This is a genomic window from Mesorhizobium japonicum MAFF 303099 (genome assembly GCF_000009625.1).
GTDB lineage: Bacteria > Pseudomonadota > Alphaproteobacteria > Rhizobiales > Rhizobiaceae > Mesorhizobium > Mesorhizobium japonicum.
This window is the reverse complement of sequence record NC_002678.2, coordinates 2051797-2075363: the sequence shown is the minus strand read 5'-3', so window position 1 is coordinate 2075363 and position 23567 is coordinate 2051797. Positions and strand designations below refer to the sequence as shown.

Genomic DNA, 23567 nt, shown 5'->3' with positions numbered 1-23567 from the left:
TCCTTATAAGGGAGGCCAGCCGGGCTGTCGACAAAGCAGGTGCAGGCGTCACAGCGGCGCCGCAAAGCTTCCGCTCAGTCAGCATCGATCATAAGGGACAGAAAATGCCGTCGACCGAACTGCTCATTGCGTTTTTCGCCACCACGGCGATCTTCGCCTATATCCCCGGTCCGGCCATGCTCTATGCCGCCGCGCAGACGCTGGCGCGTGGGCGGTGGTCGGGACTGACGGCAGCACTTGGCATCCATCTCGGCGGTTATGTGCATGTCTTTGCCGCCGCCGCCGGCCTGTCGGTGTTGTTCCATGCCGTGCCGCCGCTCTACATGGCGGTCAAGCTGATCGGTGCGCTCTATCTGATCTGGCTCGGTGTCTCGCTGTTTCGCAAGCGCGTCGAGGGCGACGTGGCGCTGCCTGCGATTGAACGGAAATCGGCCCGCCGCGCCTTTTTCGAGAGCATCACCGTCGAAGTGCTCAATCCGAAAACCGCGATCTTCTTCATGGCGTTCCTGCCGCAGTTTATCGACGCCTCGGCGGCCTTGCCGGTGTGGCTGCAATTCGTGGTGCTGGGCACCATCGTCAATCTGATGTTCTCCTCGGCCGACATTGTCTGCGTGTTCCTCGCCGGCCTCGTGATCAGCCGGCTGCGGCGTTCGAGCCGGGCGCAGCGGGTGATGCAGCGGGCAGGCGGGGCGGTGCTGGTCGGGCTCGGCGTCCACGTTGCCCTGCAGAAGAGCTGACGCGGCGCGGCCGTTGCGCCGGTTCGAATTGCGGTATATCGGCAGGCATGAACGTCCGCCAGCCGACACCCTATATGTTTCAGCGACTGTTTTTCCCCGCGCGTTGCCAGTGATATGATCAAGCACAATCCGCCTTCTCCCGAACCCCTGCACCGCGCCATTGCCCGCTTTGGCGGCGTCACCGTGCTGGTGGTCGGCGACCTTATCCTCGACCGCTTCGTCAACGGCGTCATCGAGCGGATTTCGCCTGAGGCGCCGATCCCTGTGCTGCATGGGCGCGGCGAAACCTCGGCCATGGGCGGCGCCGGCAATGTCGTGGCCAACATCGTCTCGCTTGGCGCGCGGGCCATCCCGGTTTCGGTGATCGGCACGGACACCGCCGGCGACAGCCTGGTGCGCATGCTCGCCGAGCTTGGAGCCGAGACAGCGGGGCTTTCGCAGCAGCGCGGCCGCATGACGTCGTCGAAGAGCCGCTTCAGCGCGCTCAATCAGCAGGTGTTGCGCTTCGACGAGGAAGAGATCAAACCATTGGACGAGACGGAGCGGGCAGGGCTGATCCGGCATTTCCGTGCCGCACTGGCGGGGGCCGAGATCGTCATCCTGTCCGACTACGGCAAGGGCATCCTGCTCGACGGCGTTGCCGCCGAACTCATCGCCATCTGCCGCGAGGCCGGCAAGCCGGTGCTGGTCGATCCCAAGGGCCGCGATTATGCGCGCTATGCCGGCGCGACCGCCATCACCCCCAACCGCAAGGAACTTGGCGAGGCCGTCGGCCATGCCGTGTTCGCCGATGACGAGATCGTGGCCGCGGCGCGCGAACTGATTTCGGCGCATGGTTTCGACTTCGTCGTCGCCACGCGCAGCGAAAAGGGCATGAGCGTGGTCGGCCCTGACGAGGCGCGCCACATCGCCACCCAGGCGCGCGAAGTGTTCGACGTCTCTGGCGCCGGCGACACGGTCATCGCGACGTTCGCGCTGGCGCTAGCCTCGGGGGCCGATCCCGTCGCGGCGGCCTCGATCGCCAATGCCGCCGGCGGCGTCGTGGTGGGAAAACGCGGCACCGCGCGGCTGACGGTCGAGGAGCTTACCGGCGCGCTGTTTCGCTCGCATGGACCGACCGCCCACAAGGACGCCATCCTCGATGCCTCGTCGGCCGCGCGCATGGTGGCGGCCTGGAAGGAAGAAGGCCTCAGCGTCGGCTTCACCAATGGCTGCTTCGACATATTGCATGCCGGCCATGTCAGCCTGCTGCACGCGGCGCGCAGCCAGTGCGACCGGCTGGTGCTCGGCCTCAACAGCGACGCCTCGGTGCGGCGGCTGAAAGGCCCGGGCCGCCCGGTCAACGACCAGCATGATCGTGCCTGCGTGCTTGCCGCGCTTGCCTCGGTCGATGCCGTCGTTGTCTTCGAGGAGGATACGCCGCTGGCGCTGATCGAGGCGCTGCTGCCCGATATCCTGGTCAAGGGCGCGGATTATACGATCGACACCGTGGTCGGCGCCGACGTCGTGCAGAAGGCCGGTGGGCGCGTCGTGCTGGTCGATCTCGTCGCCGGCAAGAGCACCACCGGCACAATCGGCAAATTGCGCGCCGGCTCTACAAGCTGAGGTTTTGATGTCTGAACTGAACGACTATCTGGTCCGCTCGGCGGCCGCGATCACGGCGATGGTCGAGCGTGACCTGACCGGCGAGATGGAGCGGGCGGCGAGCGCCGTGGTGACGGCGCTCTCGTCGGGTAAGGCCTTGCTGATCGCCGGCAATGGCGGTTCGGCGAGCGACGCCATCCATATAGCCGGCGAATTGGTCGGCCGCTTCCTCAAGGAGCGCAAGGCCTACAATGTCATCGCGCTGCCGGCCAATGCAGCGGTGCTGACGGCCTGGGGCAATGATTACGGCTTCGACACGGTGTTCTCGCGCCAGGTCGAGGCGCATGGCACGGCCGGAGGCGTGCTCCTGGCGATCTCGACCAGCGGCAATTCGCCGAGCATCCTCGCCGCCGCCGAACAGGCGCGGATGATGGACATGACGGTGATCGGCCTGACCGGCGACACCGGCGGCAAACTCAAGCCGCTGTGCGACATCCTGCTCAACGTGCCATCGACCTCGACGCCGATCATCCAGCAGGGGCATCTGTGCCTCTACCATCATCTCTGCGAAGTGGTCGAAGCGCGCCTGTCGAATGGCTGACAAGACGGGCACGCCGCACCCGCTGACCGAGCCGGGCGTGTGGATCGAGCGGATCGGCGGCCGGGTTTTCCCGCCGCACCTGCCGGCGCTGTTCCTCGACCGCGACGGCACCATCAACGTCGATACCGACTATCCCAGCGACCCGGCCGAAATTGTGCTCAGGCCGCAGATGCTACCGGCGATCGCAACCGCCAACCGGGCGGGAATCCCGGTTGTCGTGGTCACCAACCAGTCCGGCATCGCGCGCGGTTATTTCGGCTGGAGCGCCTTTGCGGCGGTGAATGGCCGCGTGCTCGAGCTGTTGCGCGAGGAGGGCGTGTTCGTCGACATGGTGCTTGCCTGCGCCTATCACGAGGCCGGTGTCGGGCCACTCGCCATCCCGGATCATCCGATGCGCAAGCCCAATCCGGGCATGCTGGTCGAGGCGGGCAAACGCCTGGCTCTCGATCTCCAGCGCTCGCTGATCGTCGGCGACAAGCTTGCCGACATGCAGGCGGGAAAGCGCGCCGGTCTCGCACAGGGCTGGCTGGTCGACGGCGAGGCGGCGGTCCAGCCCGGCTTCGCCATCAGGCCCCTGCGGGACAGCAGCGAGCTCGGTGACCTGCTCGCAGCCATTGAAACGCTCGGCCGGGACAACAGGTCCTGATCCAGGCCCGACCGCTCACACGGGATCGTCGCGTTCCGAGGCTTCGTAGAGCTTTGCCTCCGTGGCGAAGGAATAGATCATCACCGACATCGAGTAGACGAAGCCGTGCCGGCCGCACAGGAAATAGCGCTTGGCCAGGTAGAATTTCAGGAAGTTGCCCAACGGCGACAGCACCAGCCGCACCAGGCCGGGCTTCTTGCCCTTCTCGACCAGCGTGACGGCCTTGAGGCTGGAATAGGCGTTGGCCCGGGCAAGATCCTCCTCGACCGATATTTCACGACGATGCAGCAGCACACCGTCTTCGACCGTACCGGTCTCGCCCGGCACCTGGAAGGCTTCGTGCACCCGCGCGGTGAGATCGATGGTGGCACCTTCCCGGCGGAAAAGCCGCATCAGCCTGTTGTGCAGCACCCAGCGGTGCGCATAGCCGTAGCCTTTCAGCCAATCGCGGCGGCGGATGTACCAGCCGCTGATCTTGTCGTCGGCGGCCTGCGTGATGGCCACGATCGACTGCCGCAACTGGTCGTCGACGCGCTCGTCCGGGTCGATCGAGAGGCACCAGGGCTGGGTTGCGTGGTCGAGCGAGAATTGCCGCTGACGGGGAAACCCCGGCCAGTCATTGTGCAAGAGCCTTATCGGGTAGCCCTTGGCGATGTAGCTTTTCACGCATTCGATCGTGCCATCCGTCGAACCGGAATCGACGATGATGATCTCGGCGCAGAAGTCGATGCTTTCCAGGCACGGGCCGATCATATCGGCCTCGTTCACGCAGATGATAAGCGCCGAGACCGGGCTTGCAAATCGAGTCATGGTCCCCTTCCCATGGCGGGCCGCCCCCAGAGCAACGCTGCTTTCGCCATCTGTACCCAAGCAATCCCGCGCGGAAAACCGTTACACACTTTTCCCGGATTCGCTTGAGAAACCAATCAAGCGACGAAGTCCGGCAGAGCCGTCCAGCCTTGTACATCAGCGTCTGTCGAATACCAACGCGGCGCCGGTGTGGCGAAGGCCAGGAATTCGCCAGCGTTCACGCGCTCGCGCGACCTCAGGATCGTTCGAAAGAAACCAGGCCTTCATCCTTGACGCGGCGGATGGTGAGCGCGGTGCGCACGGTGTCGACATTCGGCGTCGAGGTCAGTTCCTCGATGACGAAGGTCTGGAAGGCGCCGAGGTCGCTTGCCAGGCAGTGCAGCAGGAAATCGGATTCGCCCGAGACCATCCAGGCATCGCGCACGATCGGCCAGCCGCGCGTGCGCTCGGCGAAGGTGCGCAGTTCGGCATCGGCCTGGTGATGCAGACCGACCAAGCAGAAGGCGACGACATCGAGGCCGAGCGCCGGGGCATTGAGCAGCGCGCGGTAGCCGCGGATGATGCCGGCCTCCTCCAGCCGCTTGACCCTGCGCAGGCAGGGCGGGGCCGAAATGCCGACGCGGTTCGACAGCTCGACATTGGTCATGCGCCCATCCGCTTGCAGCTCGCGCAGGATCTTCCAGTCGATGGCGTCGAGGTCGGCTTTCAGGGGCATGGCGGTCTCAGCTCGGCGCAAGAATCTTTCGCGATTTTGTAATTAAACGACTTTTGTGTTGGCGCCAGCCCTCATCAATGCGATTTTTGAACGGTAACGAAAGCGGCGATGACGCGAATAACCGCTTGGGCCGAAGCTTTCCGGGGACGACGGCCCGTTCGTCTTGCTGGCGTGGTTGGCAACCCTTACATTAAGCGCGAATTCCACGTCTTTTCCCAAGGCACTGTCTGCCCCGCAGAGGTTTTAGATGACCACCAAGCACGCGCCCGTTCTCATCATAGGTTCCGGTCCGGCCGGCTATACGGCGGCGGTCTATGCCGCGCGCGCCATGCTGAAGCCGATGCTGGTTGCCGGCCTGCAGCAGGGCGGCCAGCTGATGATCACCACCGATGTCGAAAATTATCCCGGCTTCGCCGATCCCATCCAGGGGCCGTGGCTGATGGAACAGATGATGAAGCAGGCCGAGCATGTCGGCACCGACATCATCAACGACATCATCACCGAGGTCGACCTCAACGTGCGGCCGTTTCGCGCCAAGGGCGATTCCGGCACCACCTACACCGCCGACGCGCTGATCATCGCCACCGGCGCGCAGGCCAAGTGGCTGGGCATTCCGACCGAGCAGGATTTCATGGGCTTCGGCGTCTCGGCCTGCGCCACCTGTGACGGCTTCTTCTATCGCGGCAAGGATGTCGCGGTGGTCGGCGGCGGCAATTCGGCGGTGGAGGAGGCACTGTATCTGTCGAACCTCGCCAAGAGCGTCACGGTCATCCATCGGCGCAGCGACTTCCGCGCCGAGCGCATCTTGCGCGAGCGGCTGCTGCAGAAGGACAATGTCCGCGTCATCTGGGACACGGTGGTCGACGAGATCACCGGCCGCCCCGGCAAGGCGCCGCTGCCGCCGTCGGTCGAAGGGCTGAAGCTCAAGCATGCGGTGACCGGTGCCGAAACGCACCTCAAGGTCGACGGCGTGTTCGTGGCGATCGGCCATGCGCCGGCGGTCGAGCTGTTCGTCGGCAAGCTGAAGCAGAAGCCGAACGGTTATCTGTGGACGGCGCCGAATTCGACCCGCACCGACGTGCCCGGCGTGTTCGCGGCCGGCGACGTGACCGACGATGTCTACCGCCAGGCGGTGACGGCGGCGGGGCTCGGCTGCATGGCGGCACTCGAAGCGGAAAAGTATCTGGCCGGCATCGAGGTGCATCGCGAGGCAGCGGAATAGGAGCCGCTTTAAACTGTTAAAAAAACGGCTTAGAAACGTCGTGTAAAAGCCTGATTTTTCATTCAGACGCCAAACAGAACGAGGGGAATCATGGCGTTGGACTGGGACAAGCTACGCGTGTTTCACGCTGCGGCGGAAGCGGGATCGTTTACGCACGCGGCCGAGACATTGCACCTGTCGCAATCGGCGATCTCGCGGCAGGTCAGTGCGCTCGAGCACGATGTCGGCGTGCCGCTGTTCAACCGCCATGCACGCGGCCTGGTGCTGACCGAACAGGGCGAGATGCTGTTCCGCACGGCGCATGACGTGCTGATGAAGCTCGAGACCATCAAGTCGCGCCTGACCGAGACCAAGGACCGGCCCTCCGGCGTGCTTCGCGTGACGACGACCGTTGGCCTCGGCGCCGGCTGGCTGACCGAACGGGTGCAGGAGTTCATCGAACTCTATCCCGAGATCAGCCTGCAGCTGATCCTCGCCAATGAGGAGCTCGACCTCACCATGCGCCAGGCCGATTGCGCCATCCGGCTGCGCCAGCCGCAGCAGCCGGACCTGATCCAGCGCCGCCTGTTCACCGTGCATTTCCACCTCTATGCGGCGCCCTCCTATGTCGCCAAGCATGGCAAGCCGGCCTCGGTCTCGGAGTTGAGGAACCATCGTATCGTCACCTTCGGCCTGCCGGTGCCGTCGCATCTGTCGGAGTTGAACTGGCTGGAGACGGTCGGCGATTTCGAGGGCGGCCAGCGCGTGCCGTCGCTGCAGATCAACGACATCTTGTCGATCAAGCGCGCCGTGCAGGGCGGCGCCGGCATCGCCATGCTGCCCGACTATGTGATCAACAAGGACTCCGGACTGGTGCAGCTTTTGCCGGAAACCGAGGTGCCATCCTTCGACACCTATTTCGCCTATCCAGACGCGATGAAGAACCAGGCCAAGCTGCACGTGTTCCGCGACTTCATCATTGCCAAGGCCAGAAGCTGGTCCTTCTAGGATATGTCGATATTCAGGTGAGGCCGGCCTGCGAACGTGAGTTTCCTGCGCTTCCGGTACTCACGGACGGAAAGTCCGCTCCGTTCCGGTTCACGGAAACCCTCGTTCTCGGCTCGGCCTGACCTGAATCTCGATATATCCTCACGCCGCGCCGCTTCCGCGATCCGGTTCACCCCCGCCAGGGCGTCAGGCGCGGCAGCCAGCCGGGGACGTTGCGGCGGTAGGTTTCATAGTCGGCGCCGTAGCGGCGGGCGAGCGTCGGCTCCTCGTAGAACCTGACGAAGGAGCCCATGACAACAGCGCCGATGACGGCATAGGCGACAAGCGTCCAGCTCGAGAACAGCAGCGCCTGGCCGAGGATGATCGACAGCACGGCGACATACATGGGGTTGCGAACATGGCGGTAGATGCCGCCGATCACCAGTCTCTCTGTCGGCGCGACAGGGGCCGGCGTGCCCAGCCCCTCGAGCGCGAAGCGGGCGAAGGCATGCAGCAGAACGGCGGCCGCGGCGACGATGAGAACGCCGCCGACAGGAACAAAGCCCGGCACGGTGGACCACGGCAGGCGATAATGATCGCTGAGCAACCAGGGAACCAGCCCGGCGACCACGCCGGGTGCCGCGATGAAGAAGGCCGTGCTGCCGGCTATCGCCGAAAACGTCCGCATTGGCTGCTTTCTCTCCGATTGCCTCAGAAATGAACGTCTGCTGCCTGCTTCGACATCATTGCGTAGTTTTGGTGATTTGGGGCGAAAACCGATCGCGATTCACGCTTCTGTAGTGACGATTGCGCGGTTGAGCGCCCCATTTTTGACGATTCTGCTGGTCCTATTGGCTGCTGGAATGGGTTGGACCACAGCCTATGCCTTTTTGCATGCGTGTGTTGCAAAATAGATGCTTGTTTCTTGGGCATGTTGAGCACATATATAGATCATCTCCTGGGCGCGTTCTCCTCCCATTAGCGCCCTCGAGTGTTCCCCTCTGGAGGTTAGCCTTAACAGGCACTTCCAATCAAACTCAGCCGGATCTTCACTGATCCGGCTTTTTTGTTGCCCGGGCCCAGCCGGGATGGCGGAGAATTTCACGAGAATTGCCACGTAACAGTGTCATGTAACCTCTGGTAACATGACAACGATGCCTTCCGCTGCTATGAAGAGAATAGGACGCGGTGTGGTTCGGACGGGAGATGGGGGCATCACTCGTACGGCCCGGGCTCAGGCGGCTACCGCGTCCGAACCCTTTTCCGCCGAAAGCGGCGACTGTACATGCGGCGGACCTGCCGTTTCCCCTCCCAAGAAAACGGTCCGCAAACAAAACGACGTCCGGCTCCCCGGGCGTCGTTTTTTTGTTTTTGTCCCCTCGAACAAGGTTCGAGGGGACAATGTGTCGAGATCAGGATCAGGCAGCCTTGCCGTTGGTATTCATTGCTTCGTCGGCAAGACGGCCGGTGAGTTCGGCCATATGGTCGAAGACGGCGCGATAGCTGGCGACGCCCGCGGTCGCCGAGCGCAGTTCGATGATCAGGTCACCAATCTCGGCCTGCGGCATGGTCGCCTCGACGACATCCCATCCCGGCCATCCCGGCCGCGCGTCATAGCCGAGGATCTGGCCACGCCGCTGCGGGATCAGCGCGATGATCTTGGATGTCGCGTCGGACGGCGTGACGATTTCGACCTTCATCACCGGCTCCAGCAGCACCGGCGAGCAGGCGGCCATGCCTTCCTTCATCGCCAGCTTCGCCGCCATCTGGAAGGCCATGTCGGAGGAATCCACCGCATGGTAGGAGCCGTCCGACAGGTTGACGGCGACGTCGACGACGGGGAAGCCGAGCGGGCCGGTCTTCAGGTAATCGCGTATGCCTGTCTCGACCGACTGGATATAGGTCTTCGGCACGACGCCGCCGGTGATGGTGTCGGTGAACTGGAAGCCGGAGCCGCGCGGCATCGGCTTGATCTCGATCACCACATCGCCGAACTGGCCATGGCCGCCCGACTGCTTCTTGTGGCGGCCACGCTGCTGCGCCGATTTGCGGATCGTCTCGCGGTAGGGCACAGCGGGCGCGTGGCCTTCGACAGGGATCTGGTTCTTGCCCTCCAGCCGCTCGCGCACGACGCGCAGATGCATTTCGCCATGGCCTGACAGCACCGTCTCGGCCGAGTCCTGGTTGTGGCGCAGGCTGAGCGAAGGATCTTCCTCGGCCAGCCGCTGGATGGCGGCCGACATCTTGACCTCGTCCTTGCGTTCCTTCGGCCGCAGCGCGAAGGCGAAGACCGGCTGCGGCGGCTCGAACGTGAACAGCTGTTTGGTGCCACCCTTGGCCGAGGTCAGCGTCTGGCCGGTCTTGACCTCGTCCAGCTTGCCGAGCGCCACGGTGTCACCGGCCTTGGCGGCGGTGAGCTTGAACTGGTCCTTGCCGAGCATCTTGTAGATGCCGGAAACCTTGGCGGTGTCGCCGCCGGGCAGCCACAGCTCGGAGCCGTCGGCGACCTGGCCGGACAGGATGCGCGACACCGACAGCTTGCCGCCATGCGGCGTGTGGATGGTCTTCATCACCTGGACCACGGTGGCGCCGCCGTCCGGTGCGCCAAGCCGCTTGCGGGTTGCCTCGATGTCGGGTGCGTCGTGGCGGATCGCCTTCAAGAGGCGCAGCACGCCGTTGCCCTTTTCGGCGGTGCCGATCAGCACCGGCGTCACGACGCCTTCGCGCAGATCGGCGGCGAGGTCGTCGAAGATCGCGTCCTTCGGCGGCTCGATCTCCTCGAGCAACTGTTCCATCAGCTGGTCGTCATGGTCGGCCAGTGTTTCCAGCATGGAGAAGCGCGCTTCCAGTTCGCGCGCCTTGTCGTCGCCCGGTATCTGAGCCACCTCGCTTTCGGCATATTCGCGGTAGATGTAGGCGCGCTCCAGCGCCAGATCGATCGAGCCGATGACGACGCCGTCCTTGCGCAGCGGAATCTGGCGCAGCAGGAGCGGCACCGAGCTTGCCGGCTGCAGCATCTTCAGCGTGTCGCGTACGCCTGAGATCGCCTTGTCGACCTTATTGAGGAAGAGGATGCGCGGCACGCCGAGATCGTCGAGCTTGCGCATGATGAGTTGCAGGGCAGGGATCTTCTTTTCGTCCGCCTCGGCCACAACCACTGCGAGGTCGCAGGCGGCCAGCACCGGCTCGGCCTCGAAGGAGAATTCGATCGAGCCGGGACAATCGACGAAGGTGATCTGCTCGCCCATGAATTCGGTGGTGGCGATCGTCGCCTCGACGCTCATGGCGTGGGCGCGGGCCTCTGGCGAATGATCTGAGACAGTGCTGCCGGAGGAAACGGGATTCTGGCGGGGGATGGCGCCCGTACGGGCCAATATGGCTTCGAGAAGTGTCGTCTTACCGCTTGCAAAGGGACCGACTATGGCAATGCATTTCGGTCCCGTGCGTCGTCCTCCGGCGCGAGTACCCATGGCTGACCTCCACTCAGGCGTTTCCCTAGGGACCGACTGCTTGCATGGTTCAGGCTTGGTCAATCGGTCCTGAGCGGCGGCCGGCCTGTTCGACCGTCGCGGGCGGGGTTCTTTTCCTGTTGCCACCTGCCCTGAAGCATCGTCCCACTTGTTTGCCGGCAGGGCAAGGAAAATAGAAATCCGCTGCCGTGCGGTGGTGGTCTCAGGCGCTCTGGGCCAAGGGTTCGGCATCGATGGAGCGCAAGGGCGCCACCTTGTCGCGCGGCGCCGGCCTGCCGAAGAAGTAGCCCTGGAAACGGTTGCAGCCGGCGGCCCTGGCCAGCGCGAACTCTTCCTGCGTCTCCACGCCTTCCGCCACGATGGTGACGTCCTGGATGCGCGCGATCTGCGCCAGCGCCGAAACGAAGATCTGCGCCACCTGATCATGGGCGAGGCTGCGGATGTAGGATCGGTCGATCTTGATGCTGTCGATGGGCAGGGTTTTCAGATAGTTGAAGCCGCAATGGCCGGTGCCGAAATCGTCGAGCGCGATGTGGAAGCCGAGGCCGCGCAATGCTTCGAGGCGCCGCAGGGTTTCGGGCGTGGCGGCGGTCGCCACGGTCTCGGTGATCTCGATGATGAACTGCGTCGCCGAGCGACCGGTTTCCCTCAGCACGCGGTCGCACATGGTGACGATCTCGTCGCGCTTCAGCTGCTCGCCCGAAACATTGATGGAGATGCGGCGCCCGGGGAAATGGCCGACATCGGCGCAAGCCCGCTTGAACACCCATTCGCCGAGCATGTCGATCAGGGTCGAGCGTTCGGCGATGGGGATGAACTCGGCCGGCGAGATCAGCCCGCGAACCGGATGACGCCAGCGGATCAGGCCTTCGAGAGCATAGGCGGACCCGTCCGGATTGACGATCGGCTGGTAGTGCAGTTCGAGCTCGCCCAGATAGACCGCTGCGCGCAACTCCCGTTCGACCAGGCGCCGGTAGCGCTTGTCGGACAGCATCTCCTCATCGAATACGGTGACACGGCCACGGCCGGCCGCCTTGCTTTCATAGAGCGCCAGGTCGGCAACCAGCATCAGTTCCGCCGTGTTGGAGGCATGAGCCGGCGCCAGCGCCACGCCGACCGAGATGGAGAGCGGAATGGTCTTGCCTTCATGCGATTTGCCGGCCCGCATCGTATCGAGCAATTGCCTGATGTCCTTGTTGATGGCGGCGAGGTCACCATGCGGAATGATGACACCGAATTCGTCGCCGCCCAGCCGCCCGACCATGCCGTCGGCAAAGACGCGTTCCGACGTCTTGACCAGGTGCACCAGGGCGAGGTCGCCGAACTGGTGGCCGAACGTGTCGTTGAGCTGCTTGAAGTGATCGACATCGATCAACAGCAAAGTCGCCTCGCGCCGGTCGCGCATGGTGCCCAGGCTGTCGCGCAGGGCTTCGAGGAAGTAGCGCCTGGTCATCGCCCCGGTCATGGCGTCCCTGGTCAGGAAATGATGTTTTTCTGCTTCCGCCGCTTCCGCCGAGCGCAAGCGATGGACGACGCTGCTGCGCATGTACATCAGTGCCAGCAAGGCAAGGCCGGTGGCCAGGATCGAGACGGCCAGGGCGCCGCCTGAGGGCAGGCTGCGCGAGATGTCGAAAGCGCCGAGTGCGGCCGCGCCGATGCTCAGCACAAGCAGGGCCTGGATGCCGCGATAGATCCGGCCGCTATGGTCCTTGATCGTCGCCAGTATGCTCATCCGACGGCCCTCGCAATGCAGGCTCACGGCTAGTGGCGAGCCGTTAAGAAGACATTGAATTCGCCGTTGTTTCGCCCCGTACTGTGATGCGCGAAAGGTTCATGGTTAAGGAGAGAAAACCGCGTCTTCCTCCAGGCAGCCGAAACAGCCGGTTGCGCCTCGGGCGATATCGGCCGACAATGCTTTTGCCTCGACGAGCAGCGGCGTTTGCCGCCGGTCGCTTCACCACCAGTTTCAGGATCAGACGATGAAGATCATTGCTTGCGGCAGCGTGCCGACCATCATAGCGCCGGAAAAATACTTCACCGGCCGGGTTCTGCAGACGCCGATCATCGAGGCGGGGGCGCCGGCGCGGCTGAGAGCGACACTGGTCAGCTTCGAACCGGGCGCGCGCACCCACTGGCACACACATCCGCTCGGCCAGACGCTCTATGTCACCTCGGGCGCCGGGCTTGCCCAGACATGGGGCGGCCCGGTCCAGGAGATCAGGGCAGGCGACGTGATCTGGTTCGCGCCCGGCGAAAAGCACTGGCATGGTGCCGGGCCGAAGACGGCGATGACGCATATCGCCATGCAGGAAGCGCTCGACGGCGTCCATGCCGACTGGCTGGAAGCGGTTTCCGGCGAGCAATATGGCAGCTAAGACCTGACCAGCCGCGGACGACAGGCCTATTTGGGTCGCACCATCCTCAGGAACAGCGCGGAAAGGTTTGCCGCGAGTTCGCTGCCGTCGCGCACGCCGCACTCGATGGCATGATCGACCGCGCCGTGCAGCCCGTTGAACAGGACGATCGCGGCAAGGTCCGGATCATCGACCGACCAGGCGCCGGCTTTGGTGCCGGCCGCCAGCAGGGCGGAGAGATCGCCGAGCAACGGATTGTCGCCTTTCATCCGCCGCTGGTCGGGGCGATGGTCGTGGAAGACGACGTCGTGCAGCTGATGATCGTCGAGATAGGCCGCGATGCCGGCGCCGACGAAACTCTTCAGGCGTCCGGTCCAGTCATCGGGCGGGCAGGCCTCGATGGCACTCAGGATGCGGGCGCGAAATCCCGCCACGAACCGCTCGCGCAGGGCGGCAACGACATCCTCCTTGGAGGTGAAGTAGAGATAGAAGGTGCCTTTGGCGACTTCGGCCCGCGTGGCGATCTCGTCTATCGTCGTGGTGCCGACGCCCTTGGCAACGAACAGCGACGTGGCGGCCCGCAAGATATCGTCACGGCGCACCTCCGCCGGCTTGGTGCGGGGTTTCAGTGCCTTCCTGGCAATCACAGGCATTGGGTTCCGCTCGCCGTTCGGGTCTTTCCGCAGCACTGGCTTATCGATTTTCATTAACCTGCTTCTAACGGTCGAGACAAGCTTTTTATAATGATTCCAAAGTGGCTTATCTATATTGACTGACCGTCGGTCAGTGGCATAGATGGCTGCGCGTTTCATGTTGGGATAGACCATGCCGAAGAACCGCCTGCCGCTCGTCGCCGCCGTCTATCTCGGCACCTTCGTCGCTTTGCTCGACGTCAGCATCGTCAATGTCGCGCTGCCGACCATACAGCAGGCGCTGCACACCGATTTCGGTGGACTGCAATGGGTGGTCGATGCCTACACGCTGTGCCTGTCGGCCTTCATGCTGTCGTCGGGGCTGATCGGCGACCGCTATGGCCGCAAGCGCTCCTGGCTTGCCGGCGTCGGCATCTTCGTTGCCGGTTCGCTGATCTGTGCCGTCGCGCCCAATTTGCCGGCGCTGCTCGCCGGTCGTGTGGTGCAAGGCATTGCCGGCTCGCTGCTCATTCCAGGCGCGCTGTCGATCCTGACGCAGGCTTTCCCCGATCCGCGCGAGCGGGCCGGCGTCATCGGCGGCTGGGCCGCGTTCGCCGCCGTTTCGCTGGTCGTCGGCCCGGTGCTGGGCGGCATTCTGGTGCAGACGGTCGGCTGGCAGAGCATCTTCCTGATCAATCTGCCGCTCGGCCTTTTCACCATTGTGCTGGGGGCTGTTTCGATCGAGGAGACGTCGCATCCCGAACATGCCCATCTCGACCTTGTCGGCCTGGCGCTCTCGATCCTGTGGCTCGGCGCGCTGACCTTCGGCCTGATCTCGGCCGGCGAGAGCGGCTGGGGCGATCCCAGGACCATCGTGGCCATCATTGTCGGTGTCGTCGGCCTGGCGGTCTTCCTTGGCTTCGAGGCGCGCACGCCACGGCCCATGCTGCCGCTCGGCCTGTTCCGCGACGTGCGCTTTGCCGTCGCCAACGTCGCCTCGTTCGCGCTCGGCTTCACCTCCTATAGCTGCGTGTTCTTCTTCTCGATGTTCCTGCAGCAGGTGCAGGGCTGGTCGCCGACGCAGACCGGCCTGCGCATGGCGCCGGCCTTCCTTGTCCAGATTGTCGTGTCGCCCTGGATCGGCCGACTGAGCGCCCGCTATGGGCATTCGCTTTTGATGACGGCGGGCTATGTGCTGATCGGGCTTTCGATGCTCGGCATGTGCTGGGCCGGGCCGTCGACGCCATACGCGCTGCTCTGCGTCCTGTTCACCATCAACGGTCTCGGCAATTCGCTGGCGATCCCGACCGGCAGTGCCGCTGCCATGTCCTACGCGCCACGCGAGCGCTCCGGTATGGTGTCGGCCGTCATCAACGCCACCCGCCAGAGCGGGCTGGCCATCGGCATCGCGCTGCTTGGCGCGCTGATGAGCATGCGGGCGACGAGCCTCTTGACCGGATATCTCCGCGATGCCGGTGTCGCCAATGCCGAAGCGGTGGCTCGTGCCGCCATATCACGGCATGATTTCGCAACCGACGCGGCAATCGGCGAGGATGGCGTGCATCGGCTGTTCGCCACCGCCTATGCCGGCGGCTTCCACGCCGCCATGCTGACGGCGGCGATTGCCGCGTTCCTCACCGCCACTCTGCTGATCATGGTCCTGGCGCCTGCCGAGGCGCGTTCGGCCAGGCAAGCAAGGCAGCAGGCGTAAGGTGCCCCGCCTCCAACAAAAAACCCGGCGATGACTGCGCCGGGTTTCTGTTGTCGTCAGATCGATCCGGTCAGGTCAGCGATGCCGTGAAGCGCTGGATGCGCGTGCAGGCTTCCTCCAGCAGTGCATCCGACGTGGCATAGGAGATGCGGAAGTTGGGGCCGAGGCCGAAGGCAGAGCCGAACACCACCGCCACACCTTCCGCCTCGAGCAGTTCCGAACAGAAGGCCTCGTCGGTGTCGATCACCTTGCCGGCCTTGGTCTTCTTGCCGATCAGCTGGGCGCAGGACGGATAGACATAGAAGGCGCCTTCCGGCGACGGGCACGTGATGCCGCGCGCCTGGTTGAGCATCGAGACGACGAGGTCGCGCCGGCCCTGGAAGATCGCCTTGTTCCTGGCGATGAAATCCTGCGGGCCGTTGAGCGCCTCGACGGAAGCCCATTGCGCGATGGTGCAGGCGCCCGAGGTCTGCTGGCCCTGGATCATGTCCATCGCCTTGATCAGCTGGACGGGACCCGCGGCATAGCCGATGCGCCAGCCGGTCATGGCATAGGCTTTCGACACGCCGTTCATGGTCAGCGTGCGCTCATAGAGCTTCGGCTCGACCTCGGCGATGGTCTTGAAGGCGAAGTCGCCATAGGTCAGGTGCTCGTACATGTCGTCGGTCAGCGTCCAGACATGCGGATGCTTCAACAGCACGTCGGCCAGCGCGCGCAGTTCGGCTTGCGTGTAGGCCGCGCCCGACGGGTTGGACGGCGAGTTCATCAGCAGCCATTTGGTCTTCGGCGTGATCGCCTTTTCCAGCACTTCGGCCGTCAGCTTGAAGCCATTCTCGATCGAGGTGTCGGCGAACACCGACGTGCCGCCGCAGATCGCCACCATTTCGGGGTAGCTGACCCAGTAGGGGCGGGGGATGATGACCTCGTCGCCGGGGTTCAGCGTCGCCATGAAGGCATTGAACAGGATCTGCTTGCCGCCGGTGCCGACAATGGTCTGCTCGGGCTTGTAGTCGAGATTGTTCTCACGCTTGAATTTTTTTGCGATCGCCTCGCGCAGCGGCACGATGCCCGAAACCGGCGGGTACTTGGTTTCGCCACGGCGGATGGCTTCGATCGCCGCATTCTTGATGTTGTCGGGCGTGTCGAAATCCGGTTCGCCGGCGCCGAGGCCGATAATGTCACGGCCGGCATTTTTCAGCTCGCGCGCTTTCTGCGTCACCGCGATGGTGGCGGAAGGCTTTACGCGGGAAAGGGTGTCGGCAAGAAAGGCCATGACCAAATATCTCTCCTTGAGAAGATCGGCGCGGCCAGGAGCGGCCGCGGCGCTTCTCATGTCGCATGATTTCGCTCAGTGCAAGCATTGTCGGCTGATCCAGGCGTCAACGAGCCGTGATTGCAGCCTGTGAGCGGCAACAAAAAATTCATTAACGAGCGGTAAGGGCTTGAGTGGCAGGATCGCAATCCATTCCGCCATTTCGCGGAGCGAGGGACCCTTGTCACGCAGCATCGGGCTTGCCCATATCATCCGTCATGATGACGGCACCTCGTCAGGTGTCTGGGGCATCTACACGCTGCAGAGCGCCTTCCAGCCGATTTTCGCCTTCAAGGAAGGCAAACTGTCGGTGGCCGCCTTCGAAGGGCTGATCCGGCCATTTCGCGACGGCGAGCCGCAATCGCCGATGGCCTTCTTCTCGACCTGTCCGGCCGCCGACCGCCTGCATGTCGAGGCGCTGACCAGGACATTGCATCTGCTCAATGCCGGCGCCTGCCTGCCGCAGGAGGCGTCGATCTTCGTCAATTTCGACCCGTCGGTGTTCACCGAGCGGTCGATCGCCGACAATGCCTTGCGCGAAATGCGGCTGGTGCTGCACGAGGCCGGCATCGATCCGGGCCGTGTCGTGTGCGAGGTGACCGAGCAGAGATCGGCATCACAGGAGACCTTGCACAGTTTCGTCGCCGCGCTCAGGGGCAACGGCTTTCGCATCGCCGTCGATGACTATGGCGCCGACGATTCCGACATCAACCGCATCAAGGAATTGCGGCCCGACATCGTCAAGTTCGACGCCGCCTGGATCACGCAGCTGATGGAATCCGGCGCCGGCTTCGCGCTGCTGACGACGATGGTGAAGAGCTTCGAGGAACAAGGCATCCGCACAGTGTTCGAGGGCATCGAGGAAGGGTGGCAACTGGAGCTCGCCGAAAAGTCCGGCGCTTCGATGGTCCAGGGTTTCGTGCTGGCGCGGCCGGAGCTGGCGCCGACGAGTTTCCGTGTTTTCGGGAAAACTCCGGACCCGGTTGCCGCCGCAAGCGATGGGTCCACTGCCCCCGCCGCCGCTCCGCGTACGGCGCGGCCGGCAAAAGCCTTCGGGCGCAGGGTCGCGCCATGAGGCTCGAGCGGCGGCGCACTGTCGGCGACGCGATCTTCGCCGACGAGATCGGCATCGAATACGGTGTCTTTGGCGAGTTCCGGCTGCGCAGCGCCTACCAGCCGATCTTCGCGCCGCTTGGGCGTTCGCTGCACGCGGTGGCGGTCGAGGGCCTGATCGAGCCGCACCGCGCCGGCAGGGCAGGGTCGGCGCGGGCATTCTTCGAAAGCGTTGCCGCGGCGGACCGGCTGTTTGTCGAGACCATGTGCCGGGTGCTGCATCTCAGGAATTTCCACAATATCGGCGTCGACGGGCTCGATCTGTTCTTCAACTACAACCCGATGGTCAACGACCATCCGGGGCGGGCGCTTGCCGAAATCCGGCTGATGAGCCGGCATCTCGGCGAGCTTGGCCTCGCTCCGGGCATGCTGGTCTGCGAAATCACCGAACAGGCGGCGGACGACGCGCTTCTGGCGCGGCTGGTGCGCGAAATGCGGCGCGACGGCATCCGCATCGCCATCGACGATTTCGGCACCGGCCATTCGACCGAGGAGCGGGTGAGCCTGGTTCAGCCCGACATCGTCAAGATCGATGGCGGCTGGTTCGCGGAGTTCTGCCGCCACGCCCCCGCCGAACGCTTCTTCCGCCCGCTGGTCTCCAGCCTGCACGACCGCGGCGCCAGGGTGCTGGTCGAAGGCATCGAGCAGCCCGTCCATCTGCGCGTCGCGCTCGACGGCGGCGTCGACCTGCTGCAGGGCTATCTTCTCGCCCGCCCGGCGCTGGCCGGCACCATCTTCGACGAAGAGCCGCTGTCAGTCGATGCGCTGCTGGGCAGGGAAAACAATGTCGTGCCGCTGTTCGGCTAGGGCATGCCGATATTCAGGTGATGCCGGCCTGACCTGAATCTCGACATGCCGTTGAGCGAGCGCTTTCACTTATCAGCGCCGCTGATGGTCTCGCCAAAACAAATCATTGGTTGAAGGCAGGTCCGCTGCGATAATCGCCTCAAGGAAGCACCGGGGGACCGTCCATGATACTCTACAGCATGATCGACAGCGGCAATTGCTACAAGCCGCGCCTGCTGATGGCCAAGCTTGGCCTGGCCTTCACCACGATCGAGGTGAGTTCGCATACAGGCGAGACGCGCAAGGCCGACTTCGTCGCCAAGAACCCGAACGCCATGGTGCCGCTGCTCGAACTCGACGACGGCCGCCGGCTGGCCGAATCCAACGCCATCCTGCTCTATCTCGCCGAAGGCACACGCTTCCTGCCGGCGGACAAATATGAGCGCGGGCTTGCCTATCAATGGCTGTTCTTCGAGCAGTACAGCCACGAGCCTTATATCGCCGTGCGCAAGGCGCTGCTGACCTTCCCCGAACGCGCCAGGGATGCGACGCCCGAACGGCTGGCGATGACGCTGGAGCGCGGCCACAAGGCGCTCGGCGTGATGAACAGATATCTGGAGAACAACGCCTTCTTCGCCGGGAACGCCTTCAGCGTCGCCGACATCGCGCTCTATGCCTACACGCATACGGCCGAGCAAGGCGGCTTCCAGCTCGACGCCTATCCGGCCGTCGTGGCCTGGCTTGGCCGCGTCGAGGCGGATCCGGGGCATGTGCCGATCGAGTGGGTGGGTTGAGACCTTCTCAATAATTCTACTCCGGCGGCCACCTAGGCCGTGTACCCATAAACCCGGCGGCGTGATGCGACCAAAGCAAATGTCTGCTCTGCCCCTATAGCGACGACTTCGGGCGGTCGCGCAGTATGTCGCGATGGGCCAGAGCCGCGGACATTCGCTCCAAGGCCGCCGAGCAGACGTTGGGACAATCCGGCCATGGTATGCGTCTGGCCACGCATGGCAGGACCGGCCAAGCGTGGACATGTCCGTGCGATCAGACAGTCGGGACCGTGCCGCCGTCGACGACGAGTTCCGAACCATGGATCGAAGAGGCGCGATCCGAGGCCAGGAAGGCGATGGCTTCGGCGACCTCGAATGGTTCGGCTCCGCGTCCGATGGCAATGCCGCCAAGGCCGTCCAGGACGAGCTGGCGCGCGTCCTCTAGCGTGCCGCCGTTGGCGGCTTGGATACGTTCCAAAAACACCTCGGTCCCCTCGGTCATGATCCAACCGGGGGACACGGCGTTGACCCGCACGCCCTTCGGCCCCAGTTCCTTGGAAATCGACTTGCTGTAGGTCCGGAGTGCGGCCTTGGCGGCGGCGTACGCAGTGGTTGCCTCGGGAAGCGGCAGGACGGACTGGATGGAGGTGACATGCACCACCGCGCCGGCGCCCCGCGCGATCATCTGCGGGATCAGGAGACGATCAAGACGAACCGTGGCCAGCAGGTTTAAGTTCAGTTCGGATAGCCAGTAGTCGTCGGTCAAGGCGACGAAGCCGCCGCCTGGCGTGGTCGAGCCGCCGAGCACATGGGCGAGAATGTCGACGCCCCCCAGACGATCGAGCGCCGCCTTGGCCAGGGCTTCGCCGCCCTCGGCCGTCGTCAGGTCCGCCTGGACGAACTCGACACCATCAACGGGATCTAGGGCTCCGCGGGCGGAGGTGATCACTCGGGCGCCGCCGGCAAGGAAGCGGTCAACGGTGGCGCGGCCCAGACCCTTGGTGCCGCCGCTGATGAGCACACGCTTTCCCGCGAACTCGATCGGATCAGCTTTGATGGTCATGCCGTGATCTCCAGAGCTTTGATGGCGTCATTTTCGAGCGTGAAGCGGTAGGTGAAGCGGATCGGGCTACCCTTGAAGTCGCCATGGGCCGGCCCTTCGACGACGACCTGATCGTCCTCGTGGCGAACGGCATCCGGCGCGAAGATCGCCTTGACCGGGATCACCGCTTCTTCGAACAAGGCCCGCATTCCGGCGTAGCCCTCGTGACGGCCTCCATCAGCAAAAAGGACCGCGTCGCGCGTGAAGGGGCTCAACATTCCGTCTACATCGAGACGGGCGTTCGCGGCCACATATGCGGCAATCGGGGATGGAAGTTCGAGCGTCATTGTTTTTGTCCTTTTCAGTGGCGGCGCAGCTGGAGCGGCTGAAGCGCGGTTTCCAGGCAAGATAGCGATGGACATCTGGCGCGATAATCAGGACAATTCGGGATGCTTCATCACGAAAGCAGGGATTATGGTGCAGAGCAGCCTGACGGAATTGGACGCCGTTCTAATGGTCGCCCGGCGGGGAAAGTTCCGCACGGCTGCCCTTGAGCTCGGGGTTTCAACCACCGCGCTCAGCAATGCGGTCGGAAAGCTGGAGCGCACGCTGGGCGTACGGCTATTCAACCGGACGACGCGAAGCGTCTCCCTAACGGAGGCAGGCCAGCAATTCGTCGCGCAAGTCGCTCCCGCCGTGCGTGACATTCATGAGGCGATGGAGGTTGCGCGGTCTCGACAGGCCACGCCTTCGGGCACACTGCGCATCAACGCCTTTCCGACTGCCGCGCGGGAGATTTTCTCTTGGCTCGTCCTACCGTTTCTCCAAGTGCACCCTCAGGTCCATATCGACATCGTTACGGAGGGTCGCCTGGTGGACATTGTGGCCGGCGGATTCGACCTGGGCGTCCGTAGCTCAGATCTTGTCCCAGTCGACATGATCGCACTCCCATTGGGGGTCGCGCGGCGCAATGTTGTGGTGGGCACACCAAGCTATTTGAAAGCGCACGGGACGCCCGTGATCCCGCAGGATCTCGCCGAGCATTCCTGTCTCCGCGTCCGGCTTCCCAATGGCGCAATCTACCGCTGGCCGTTCGAGAAGGACGGACAATCGGTCCATATCGACGTTGAGGGCGCCGTCACCCTCGACGAAGCGAGCCTCGCACGCACCGCGGCCCTCGCTTCCGTCGGTCTCACCCTAGCGATGGAGTCCGACGTACGAGACGACATCGAGGCAGGCCGCCTTGTGCGCGTGCTTGAGGATTGGACGCCAACGCTCTCGCCCTTGAGCCTCTACTATCCGAGCCGACGCAACCCGACCGCCGCGTTCAAGGCGTTCGTCGACTTCGCGCGGCGGCAAAGTGGACCAGCATTACCCTGACGCCGTCCATAGCTTCGGAAGCGCCAGTAACGGACATTCGACCGCTGTAAATTCAACGTCCGTTATGGGTCATTTTCGGCGCACTTGGCAGAGATTGGGGACTGGTTGATGTCCGCTCCTGTCCGTAAGCGCCGTGCCAAGAGCGGGCCAGGAGCGTTGCGTTTGGCCGGACTGCCGTGATTCAAACTTCCGAACTGGAGGCTCGAATCATGCGCTACGAACTCACCGACCATGAATGGACCGCCATCAAGCCGATGCTGCCGAACAAGCCGCGTGGCGTTCCTCGGGTGAACGACAGACGGGTCCTGAATGGCATCTTCTGGGTCCTCCGATCAGGAGCACCCTGGCGTGATCTGCCAACGGCGTTTGGCCCATACACCACTTGCTACAACCGCTTCGTTAGGTGGCGGCGGGCCGGTGTTTGGGGCCGCATGATAGAAGCGCTTGCCACTGCCCATGATGGCTCGAATTTCGGCCAACGCCTTTTTGGCAAACCCGTCCAGTCGACCTGCCTTTGCATCGGCCTCGATCTGCTTGTCCCATACATCTGCCTGGAACGCCTCGAACCATTTGGCAAAGGCATTCAGCTCTTTGGGGCTCAAGGCTGCTATGGATCTTTCGATCTGTTCGAGCTTAGTCATGAATTGGATAGTAACATCATCGAGGTTGCAAAGTTAAATAGCTAACCCCAGACAAACAAAAAGGCGGGACAAATCCCGCCTTCCCATGCTTGGTAGCCTGATCGGGAGCGTCCGGTCCGGGCTGGCAGCTATCTGCTGTTCCAGCGTGTCGGGTCTTTCCGCTCCGGGCGCGCTTCTCGCGCGACCGTCAGTACATCCGTGACTTGCCGCACGCCCCGGGCTCTCGCCCGGCGCGCGCCATTCGCAAAATCAGGCTGCCTTGCTCAGAGACCCAGCGGACGACTTGCCAGTGCGGCGGTCCTGCTCGATCTCGAAGTTGATCTTCTGGCCTTCGACCAGGGTCGACAGTCCAGCGCGCTCGACAGCGGAGATGTGGACGAAAACGTCCGCGCCGCCCGCGTCAGGCTGGATGAAGCCGAAGCCCTTGGTGGCGTTGAACCACTTGACCGTTCCAGTTGCCATAAAAATAGTCCTTGCATTTGCTTTGGTTTGACCGGACCGAAGTCCAGCCGGTGTGCATCGAGATTTTGGAGATAGACGTCAGCAAACGCGAAGATCGCGAGGCCCGGATCGATCGGCCGAAATATCAATGGGGCTGATATAGGCTGCTTTCGTTCCAAAAACAAGACTGCGTGAGAAAGCCGTGATCGAGAACTGCCCAACGGCCGCCCCAATCTGGTGGAACCGTTACGGCAGATCGCGCCGTCCCTGGGCGGCGGATCAGGGGAGGAGACCATGAAAACCATAGTGCTTGCCGCTTGTCTGACGCTGGTGGCCGCCAAGGCGCAAGCGATCTCGCGTTATGACCCGACGCATATGAGCTGCGCCAAGGTGCAGTCGACGATCGCCAGGCAAGGCGCGGTCATCCTGCGCTACCAGTCGAAGCGGGTGCCGGGACTGCCACTCTACGACCGCTATGTGCAGAGCCAGCAATTCTGCACCATGGGCGAGATGAGGACGCGCGCCTATGTGCCGAGCGCCGACACCAAGTCCTGTCCGGTCTACAACTGCAAGCGGCCGGACAATGACCGGCATTTCCGCCGGCGGTTCTTCCACAACAACTAGGGGCAGC

23 protein-coding genes and 1 pseudogene are annotated in these 23567 nt (G+C 63.7%); 14 read left to right on the top strand and 10 right to left on the bottom strand.

Annotated elements, in window-relative coordinates:
- Window positions 1–104 precede the first annotated feature (104 nt).
- From MAFF_RS11175 to gmhB, 4 genes are all read left to right on the top strand, one after another.
- Window positions 105–737, top strand: coding sequence for a LysE family translocator (locus tag MAFF_RS11175; protein WP_010911015.1), 633 nt, complete (start codon window positions 105–107; stop codon window positions 735–737).
- Window positions 738–851: 114 nt separating this feature from the next.
- Window positions 852–2342, top strand: a complete 1491-nt coding sequence (gene rfaE1 / locus MAFF_RS11170; RefSeq protein WP_010911014.1) for a D-glycero-beta-D-manno-heptose-7-phosphate kinase — start codon at window positions 852–854, stop codon at window positions 2340–2342.
- Between the two features lie 7 nt (window positions 2343–2349).
- On the top strand, window positions 2350–2922 hold the full coding sequence (locus MAFF_RS11165) for a D-sedoheptulose-7-phosphate isomerase (protein ID WP_010911013.1): 573 nt from the start codon (window positions 2350–2352) through the stop codon (window positions 2920–2922).
- The gene (gmhB, locus tag MAFF_RS11160) at window positions 2915–3568 is read left to right on the top strand and encodes a D-glycero-beta-D-manno-heptose 1,7-bisphosphate 7-phosphatase (protein ID WP_010911012.1); all 654 of its coding nucleotides are present in this window, start codon (window positions 2915–2917) and stop codon (window positions 3566–3568) included. Before MAFF_RS11165 ends, gmhB begins: the two co-directional genes overlap by 8 nt.
- A gap of 15 nt (window positions 3569–3583) precedes the next feature.
- Here the strand turns inward: gmhB and MAFF_RS11155 are convergent, their stop codons facing one another.
- Both MAFF_RS11155 and MAFF_RS11150 read right to left on the bottom strand, forming a co-directional pair.
- The gene (locus MAFF_RS11155; RefSeq protein ID WP_010911011.1) at window positions 3584–4378 is read right to left on the bottom strand and encodes a glycosyltransferase family 2 protein; all 795 of its coding nucleotides are present in this window, start codon (window positions 4376–4378) and stop codon (window positions 3584–3586) included.
- Between the two features lie 235 nt (window positions 4379–4613).
- Window positions 4614–5093, bottom strand: a complete 480-nt coding sequence (locus MAFF_RS11150) for an Lrp/AsnC family transcriptional regulator (RefSeq protein WP_010911010.1) — start codon at window positions 5091–5093, stop codon at window positions 4614–4616.
- A gap of 247 nt (window positions 5094–5340) precedes the next feature.
- Here MAFF_RS11150 and trxB point away from each other — a divergent pair, with 247 nt between their 5' ends.
- Together trxB and MAFF_RS11140 are read left to right on the top strand one after the other, a co-directional pair.
- Window positions 5341–6315, top strand: coding sequence for a thioredoxin-disulfide reductase (gene trxB / locus MAFF_RS11145; RefSeq protein WP_010911009.1), 975 nt, complete (start codon window positions 5341–5343; stop codon window positions 6313–6315).
- 90 nt (window positions 6316–6405) lie between these two features.
- Entirely contained in the window at window positions 6406–7302 is an 897-nt protein-coding gene (locus tag MAFF_RS11140; protein ID WP_010911008.1) for a LysR family transcriptional regulator, read from the top strand.
- Between the two features lie 169 nt (window positions 7303–7471).
- Here the strand turns inward: MAFF_RS11140 and MAFF_RS11135 are convergent, their stop codons facing one another.
- From MAFF_RS11135 to MAFF_RS11125, 3 genes are all read right to left on the bottom strand, one after another.
- Window positions 7472–7969, bottom strand: a complete 498-nt coding sequence (locus MAFF_RS11135; protein ID WP_010911007.1) for a methyltransferase family protein — start codon at window positions 7967–7969, stop codon at window positions 7472–7474.
- Between the two features lie 730 nt (window positions 7970–8699).
- Window positions 8700–10751: an elongation factor G gene (locus MAFF_RS11130; protein WP_010911006.1), complete on the bottom strand. Its 2052-nt coding sequence runs from the start codon at window positions 10749–10751 to the stop codon at window positions 8700–8702.
- Between the two features lie 202 nt (window positions 10752–10953).
- A complete protein-coding gene (locus MAFF_RS11125) occupies window positions 10954–12483 on the bottom strand; it encodes a putative bifunctional diguanylate cyclase/phosphodiesterase (protein WP_044548253.1) in 1530 nt (509 codons plus the stop codon).
- A 247-nt stretch (window positions 12484–12730) separates the two neighbouring features.
- On the opposite strand from MAFF_RS11125, the gene MAFF_RS11120 reads away from it, so the two are divergent.
- Entirely contained in the window at window positions 12731–13126 is a 396-nt protein-coding gene (locus MAFF_RS11120; RefSeq protein WP_010911004.1) for a (R)-mandelonitrile lyase, read from the top strand.
- 26 nt (window positions 13127–13152) lie between these two features.
- On the opposite strand, the gene MAFF_RS11115 is transcribed toward MAFF_RS11120, so the two are convergent.
- Complete coding sequence (locus tag MAFF_RS11115; RefSeq protein ID WP_157865975.1) at window positions 13153–13812, bottom strand: TetR/AcrR family transcriptional regulator; 660 nt, start codon at window positions 13810–13812, stop codon at window positions 13153–13155.
- Window positions 13813–13930: 118 nt separating this feature from the next.
- On the opposite strand from MAFF_RS11115, the gene MAFF_RS11110 reads away from it, so the two are divergent.
- Entirely contained in the window at window positions 13931–15448 is a 1518-nt protein-coding gene (locus MAFF_RS11110) for an MFS transporter (protein WP_010911002.1), read from the top strand.
- A 70-nt stretch (window positions 15449–15518) separates the two neighbouring features.
- On the opposite strand, the gene MAFF_RS11105 is transcribed toward MAFF_RS11110, so the two are convergent.
- Entirely contained in the window at window positions 15519–16721 is a 1203-nt protein-coding gene (locus MAFF_RS11105) for a pyridoxal phosphate-dependent aminotransferase (RefSeq protein ID WP_010911001.1), read from the bottom strand.
- Window positions 16722–16941: 220 nt separating this feature from the next.
- On the opposite strand from MAFF_RS11105, the gene MAFF_RS11100 reads away from it, so the two are divergent.
- The 3 genes from MAFF_RS11100 to MAFF_RS11090 all read left to right on the top strand — a co-directional run bounded on the left by MAFF_RS11100 (window position 16942) and on the right by MAFF_RS11090 (window position 19453).
- A complete protein-coding gene (locus MAFF_RS11100; protein WP_044548252.1) occupies window positions 16942–17835 on the top strand; it encodes an EAL domain-containing protein in 894 nt (297 codons plus the stop codon).
- Entirely contained in the window at window positions 17832–18680 is an 849-nt protein-coding gene (locus tag MAFF_RS11095) for an EAL domain-containing protein (protein ID WP_010910998.1), read from the top strand. The genes MAFF_RS11100 and MAFF_RS11095 overlap by 4 nt, the downstream gene beginning before the upstream one ends.
- Window positions 18681–18844: 164 nt before the next feature.
- Window positions 18845–19453 carry a glutathione S-transferase family protein gene (locus tag MAFF_RS11090; RefSeq protein WP_010910997.1) on the top strand — a complete coding sequence of 203 codons (609 nt, stop codon included), beginning with the start codon at window positions 18845–18847 and terminating at the stop codon, window positions 19451–19453.
- Between the two features lie 253 nt (window positions 19454–19706).
- Here the strand turns inward: MAFF_RS11090 and MAFF_RS11085 are convergent, their stop codons facing one another.
- Window positions 19707–20495: an SDR family oxidoreductase gene (locus MAFF_RS11085; protein ID WP_010910996.1), complete on the bottom strand. Its 789-nt coding sequence runs from the start codon at window positions 20493–20495 to the stop codon at window positions 19707–19709.
- Window positions 20492–20821 carry a nuclear transport factor 2 family protein gene (locus MAFF_RS11080; RefSeq protein WP_044548251.1) on the bottom strand — a complete coding sequence of 110 codons (330 nt, stop codon included), beginning with the start codon at window positions 20819–20821 and terminating at the stop codon, window positions 20492–20494. The genes MAFF_RS11085 and MAFF_RS11080 overlap by 4 nt, the downstream gene beginning before the upstream one ends.
- Before the next feature lie 127 nt (window positions 20822–20948).
- Here MAFF_RS11080 and MAFF_RS11075 point away from each other — a divergent pair, with 127 nt between their 5' ends.
- Both MAFF_RS11075 and MAFF_RS11070 read left to right on the top strand, forming a co-directional pair.
- Window positions 20949–21854: a LysR family transcriptional regulator gene (locus MAFF_RS11075; protein WP_010910994.1), complete on the top strand. Its 906-nt coding sequence runs from the start codon at window positions 20949–20951 to the stop codon at window positions 21852–21854.
- A gap of 209 nt (window positions 21855–22063) precedes the next feature.
- Window positions 22064–22318 (top strand): annotated as a pseudogene (locus tag MAFF_RS11070) (IS5 family transposase); the annotation flags it as partial.
- Window positions 22319–22744: 426 nt separating this feature from the next.
- Here MAFF_RS11070 and MAFF_RS11065 read toward each other — a convergent pair.
- Window positions 22745–22957, bottom strand: coding sequence for a cold-shock protein (locus tag MAFF_RS11065; RefSeq protein WP_010910991.1), 213 nt, complete (start codon window positions 22955–22957; stop codon window positions 22745–22747).
- 273 nt (window positions 22958–23230) lie between these two features.
- On the opposite strand from MAFF_RS11065, the gene MAFF_RS11060 reads away from it, so the two are divergent.
- On the top strand, window positions 23231–23560 hold the full coding sequence (locus MAFF_RS11060) for a hypothetical protein (protein WP_044548250.1): 330 nt from the start codon (window positions 23231–23233) through the stop codon (window positions 23558–23560).
- Window positions 23561–23567 lie beyond the last annotated feature (7 nt).

Bases quoted from the DNA above. Each gene is read 5' to 3' on its own strand.
- MAFF_RS11135 (WP_010911007.1), bottom strand. From the start codon at position 7,969: ATGCGGACGTTTTCGGCGATAGCCGGCAGCACGGCCTTCTTCATCGCG.
- MAFF_RS11080 (WP_044548251.1), bottom strand. From the start codon at position 20,821: ATGACGCTCGAACTTCCATCCCCGATTGCCGCATATGTGGCCGCGAAC.
- MAFF_RS11105 (WP_010911001.1), bottom strand. From the start codon at position 16,721: ATGGCCTTTCTTGCCGACACCCTTTCCCGCGTAAAGCCTTCCGCCACC.
- MAFF_RS11150 (WP_010911010.1), bottom strand. From the start codon at position 5,093: ATGCCCCTGAAAGCCGACCTCGACGCCATCGACTGGAAGATCCTGCGC.
- MAFF_RS11140 (WP_010911008.1), top strand. From the start codon at position 6,406: ATGGCGTTGGACTGGGACAAGCTACGCGTGTTTCACGCTGCGGCGGAA.
- MAFF_RS11095 (WP_010910998.1), top strand. From the start codon at position 17,832: ATGAGGCTCGAGCGGCGGCGCACTGTCGGCGACGCGATCTTCGCCGAC.
- MAFF_RS11065 (WP_010910991.1), bottom strand. From the start codon at position 22,957: ATGGCAACTGGAACGGTCAAGTGGTTCAACGCCACCAAGGGCTTCGGC.
- gmhB (WP_010911012.1), top strand. From the start codon at position 2,915: ATGGCTGACAAGACGGGCACGCCGCACCCGCTGACCGAGCCGGGCGTG.
- MAFF_RS11110 (WP_010911002.1), top strand. From the start codon at position 13,931: ATGCCGAAGAACCGCCTGCCGCTCGTCGCCGCCGTCTATCTCGGCACC.
- MAFF_RS11120 (WP_010911004.1), top strand. From the start codon at position 12,731: ATGAAGATCATTGCTTGCGGCAGCGTGCCGACCATCATAGCGCCGGAA.
- MAFF_RS11075 (WP_010910994.1), top strand. From the start codon at position 20,949: ATGGTGCAGAGCAGCCTGACGGAATTGGACGCCGTTCTAATGGTCGCC.
- MAFF_RS11175 (WP_010911015.1), top strand. From the start codon at position 105: ATGCCGTCGACCGAACTGCTCATTGCGTTTTTCGCCACCACGGCGATC.
- MAFF_RS11130 (WP_010911006.1), bottom strand. From the start codon at position 10,751: ATGGGTACTCGCGCCGGAGGACGACGCACGGGACCGAAATGCATTGCC.
- MAFF_RS11165 (WP_010911013.1), top strand. From the start codon at position 2,350: ATGTCTGAACTGAACGACTATCTGGTCCGCTCGGCGGCCGCGATCACG.
- MAFF_RS11060 (WP_044548250.1), top strand. From the start codon at position 23,231: ATGAAAACCATAGTGCTTGCCGCTTGTCTGACGCTGGTGGCCGCCAAG.
- MAFF_RS11125 (WP_044548253.1), bottom strand. From the start codon at position 12,483: ATGAGCATACTGGCGACGATCAAGGACCATAGCGGCCGGATCTATCGC.
- MAFF_RS11085 (WP_010910996.1), bottom strand. From the start codon at position 20,495: ATGACCATCAAAGCTGATCCGATCGAGTTCGCGGGAAAGCGTGTGCTC.
- MAFF_RS11115 (WP_157865975.1), bottom strand. From the start codon at position 13,812: ATGAAAATCGATAAGCCAGTGCTGCGGAAAGACCCGAACGGCGAGCGG.
- rfaE1 (WP_010911014.1), top strand. From the start codon at position 852: ATGATCAAGCACAATCCGCCTTCTCCCGAACCCCTGCACCGCGCCATT.
- MAFF_RS11155 (WP_010911011.1), bottom strand. From the start codon at position 4,378: ATGACTCGATTTGCAAGCCCGGTCTCGGCGCTTATCATCTGCGTGAAC.
- MAFF_RS11090 (WP_010910997.1), top strand. From the start codon at position 18,845: ATGATACTCTACAGCATGATCGACAGCGGCAATTGCTACAAGCCGCGC.
- trxB (WP_010911009.1), top strand. From the start codon at position 5,341: ATGACCACCAAGCACGCGCCCGTTCTCATCATAGGTTCCGGTCCGGCC.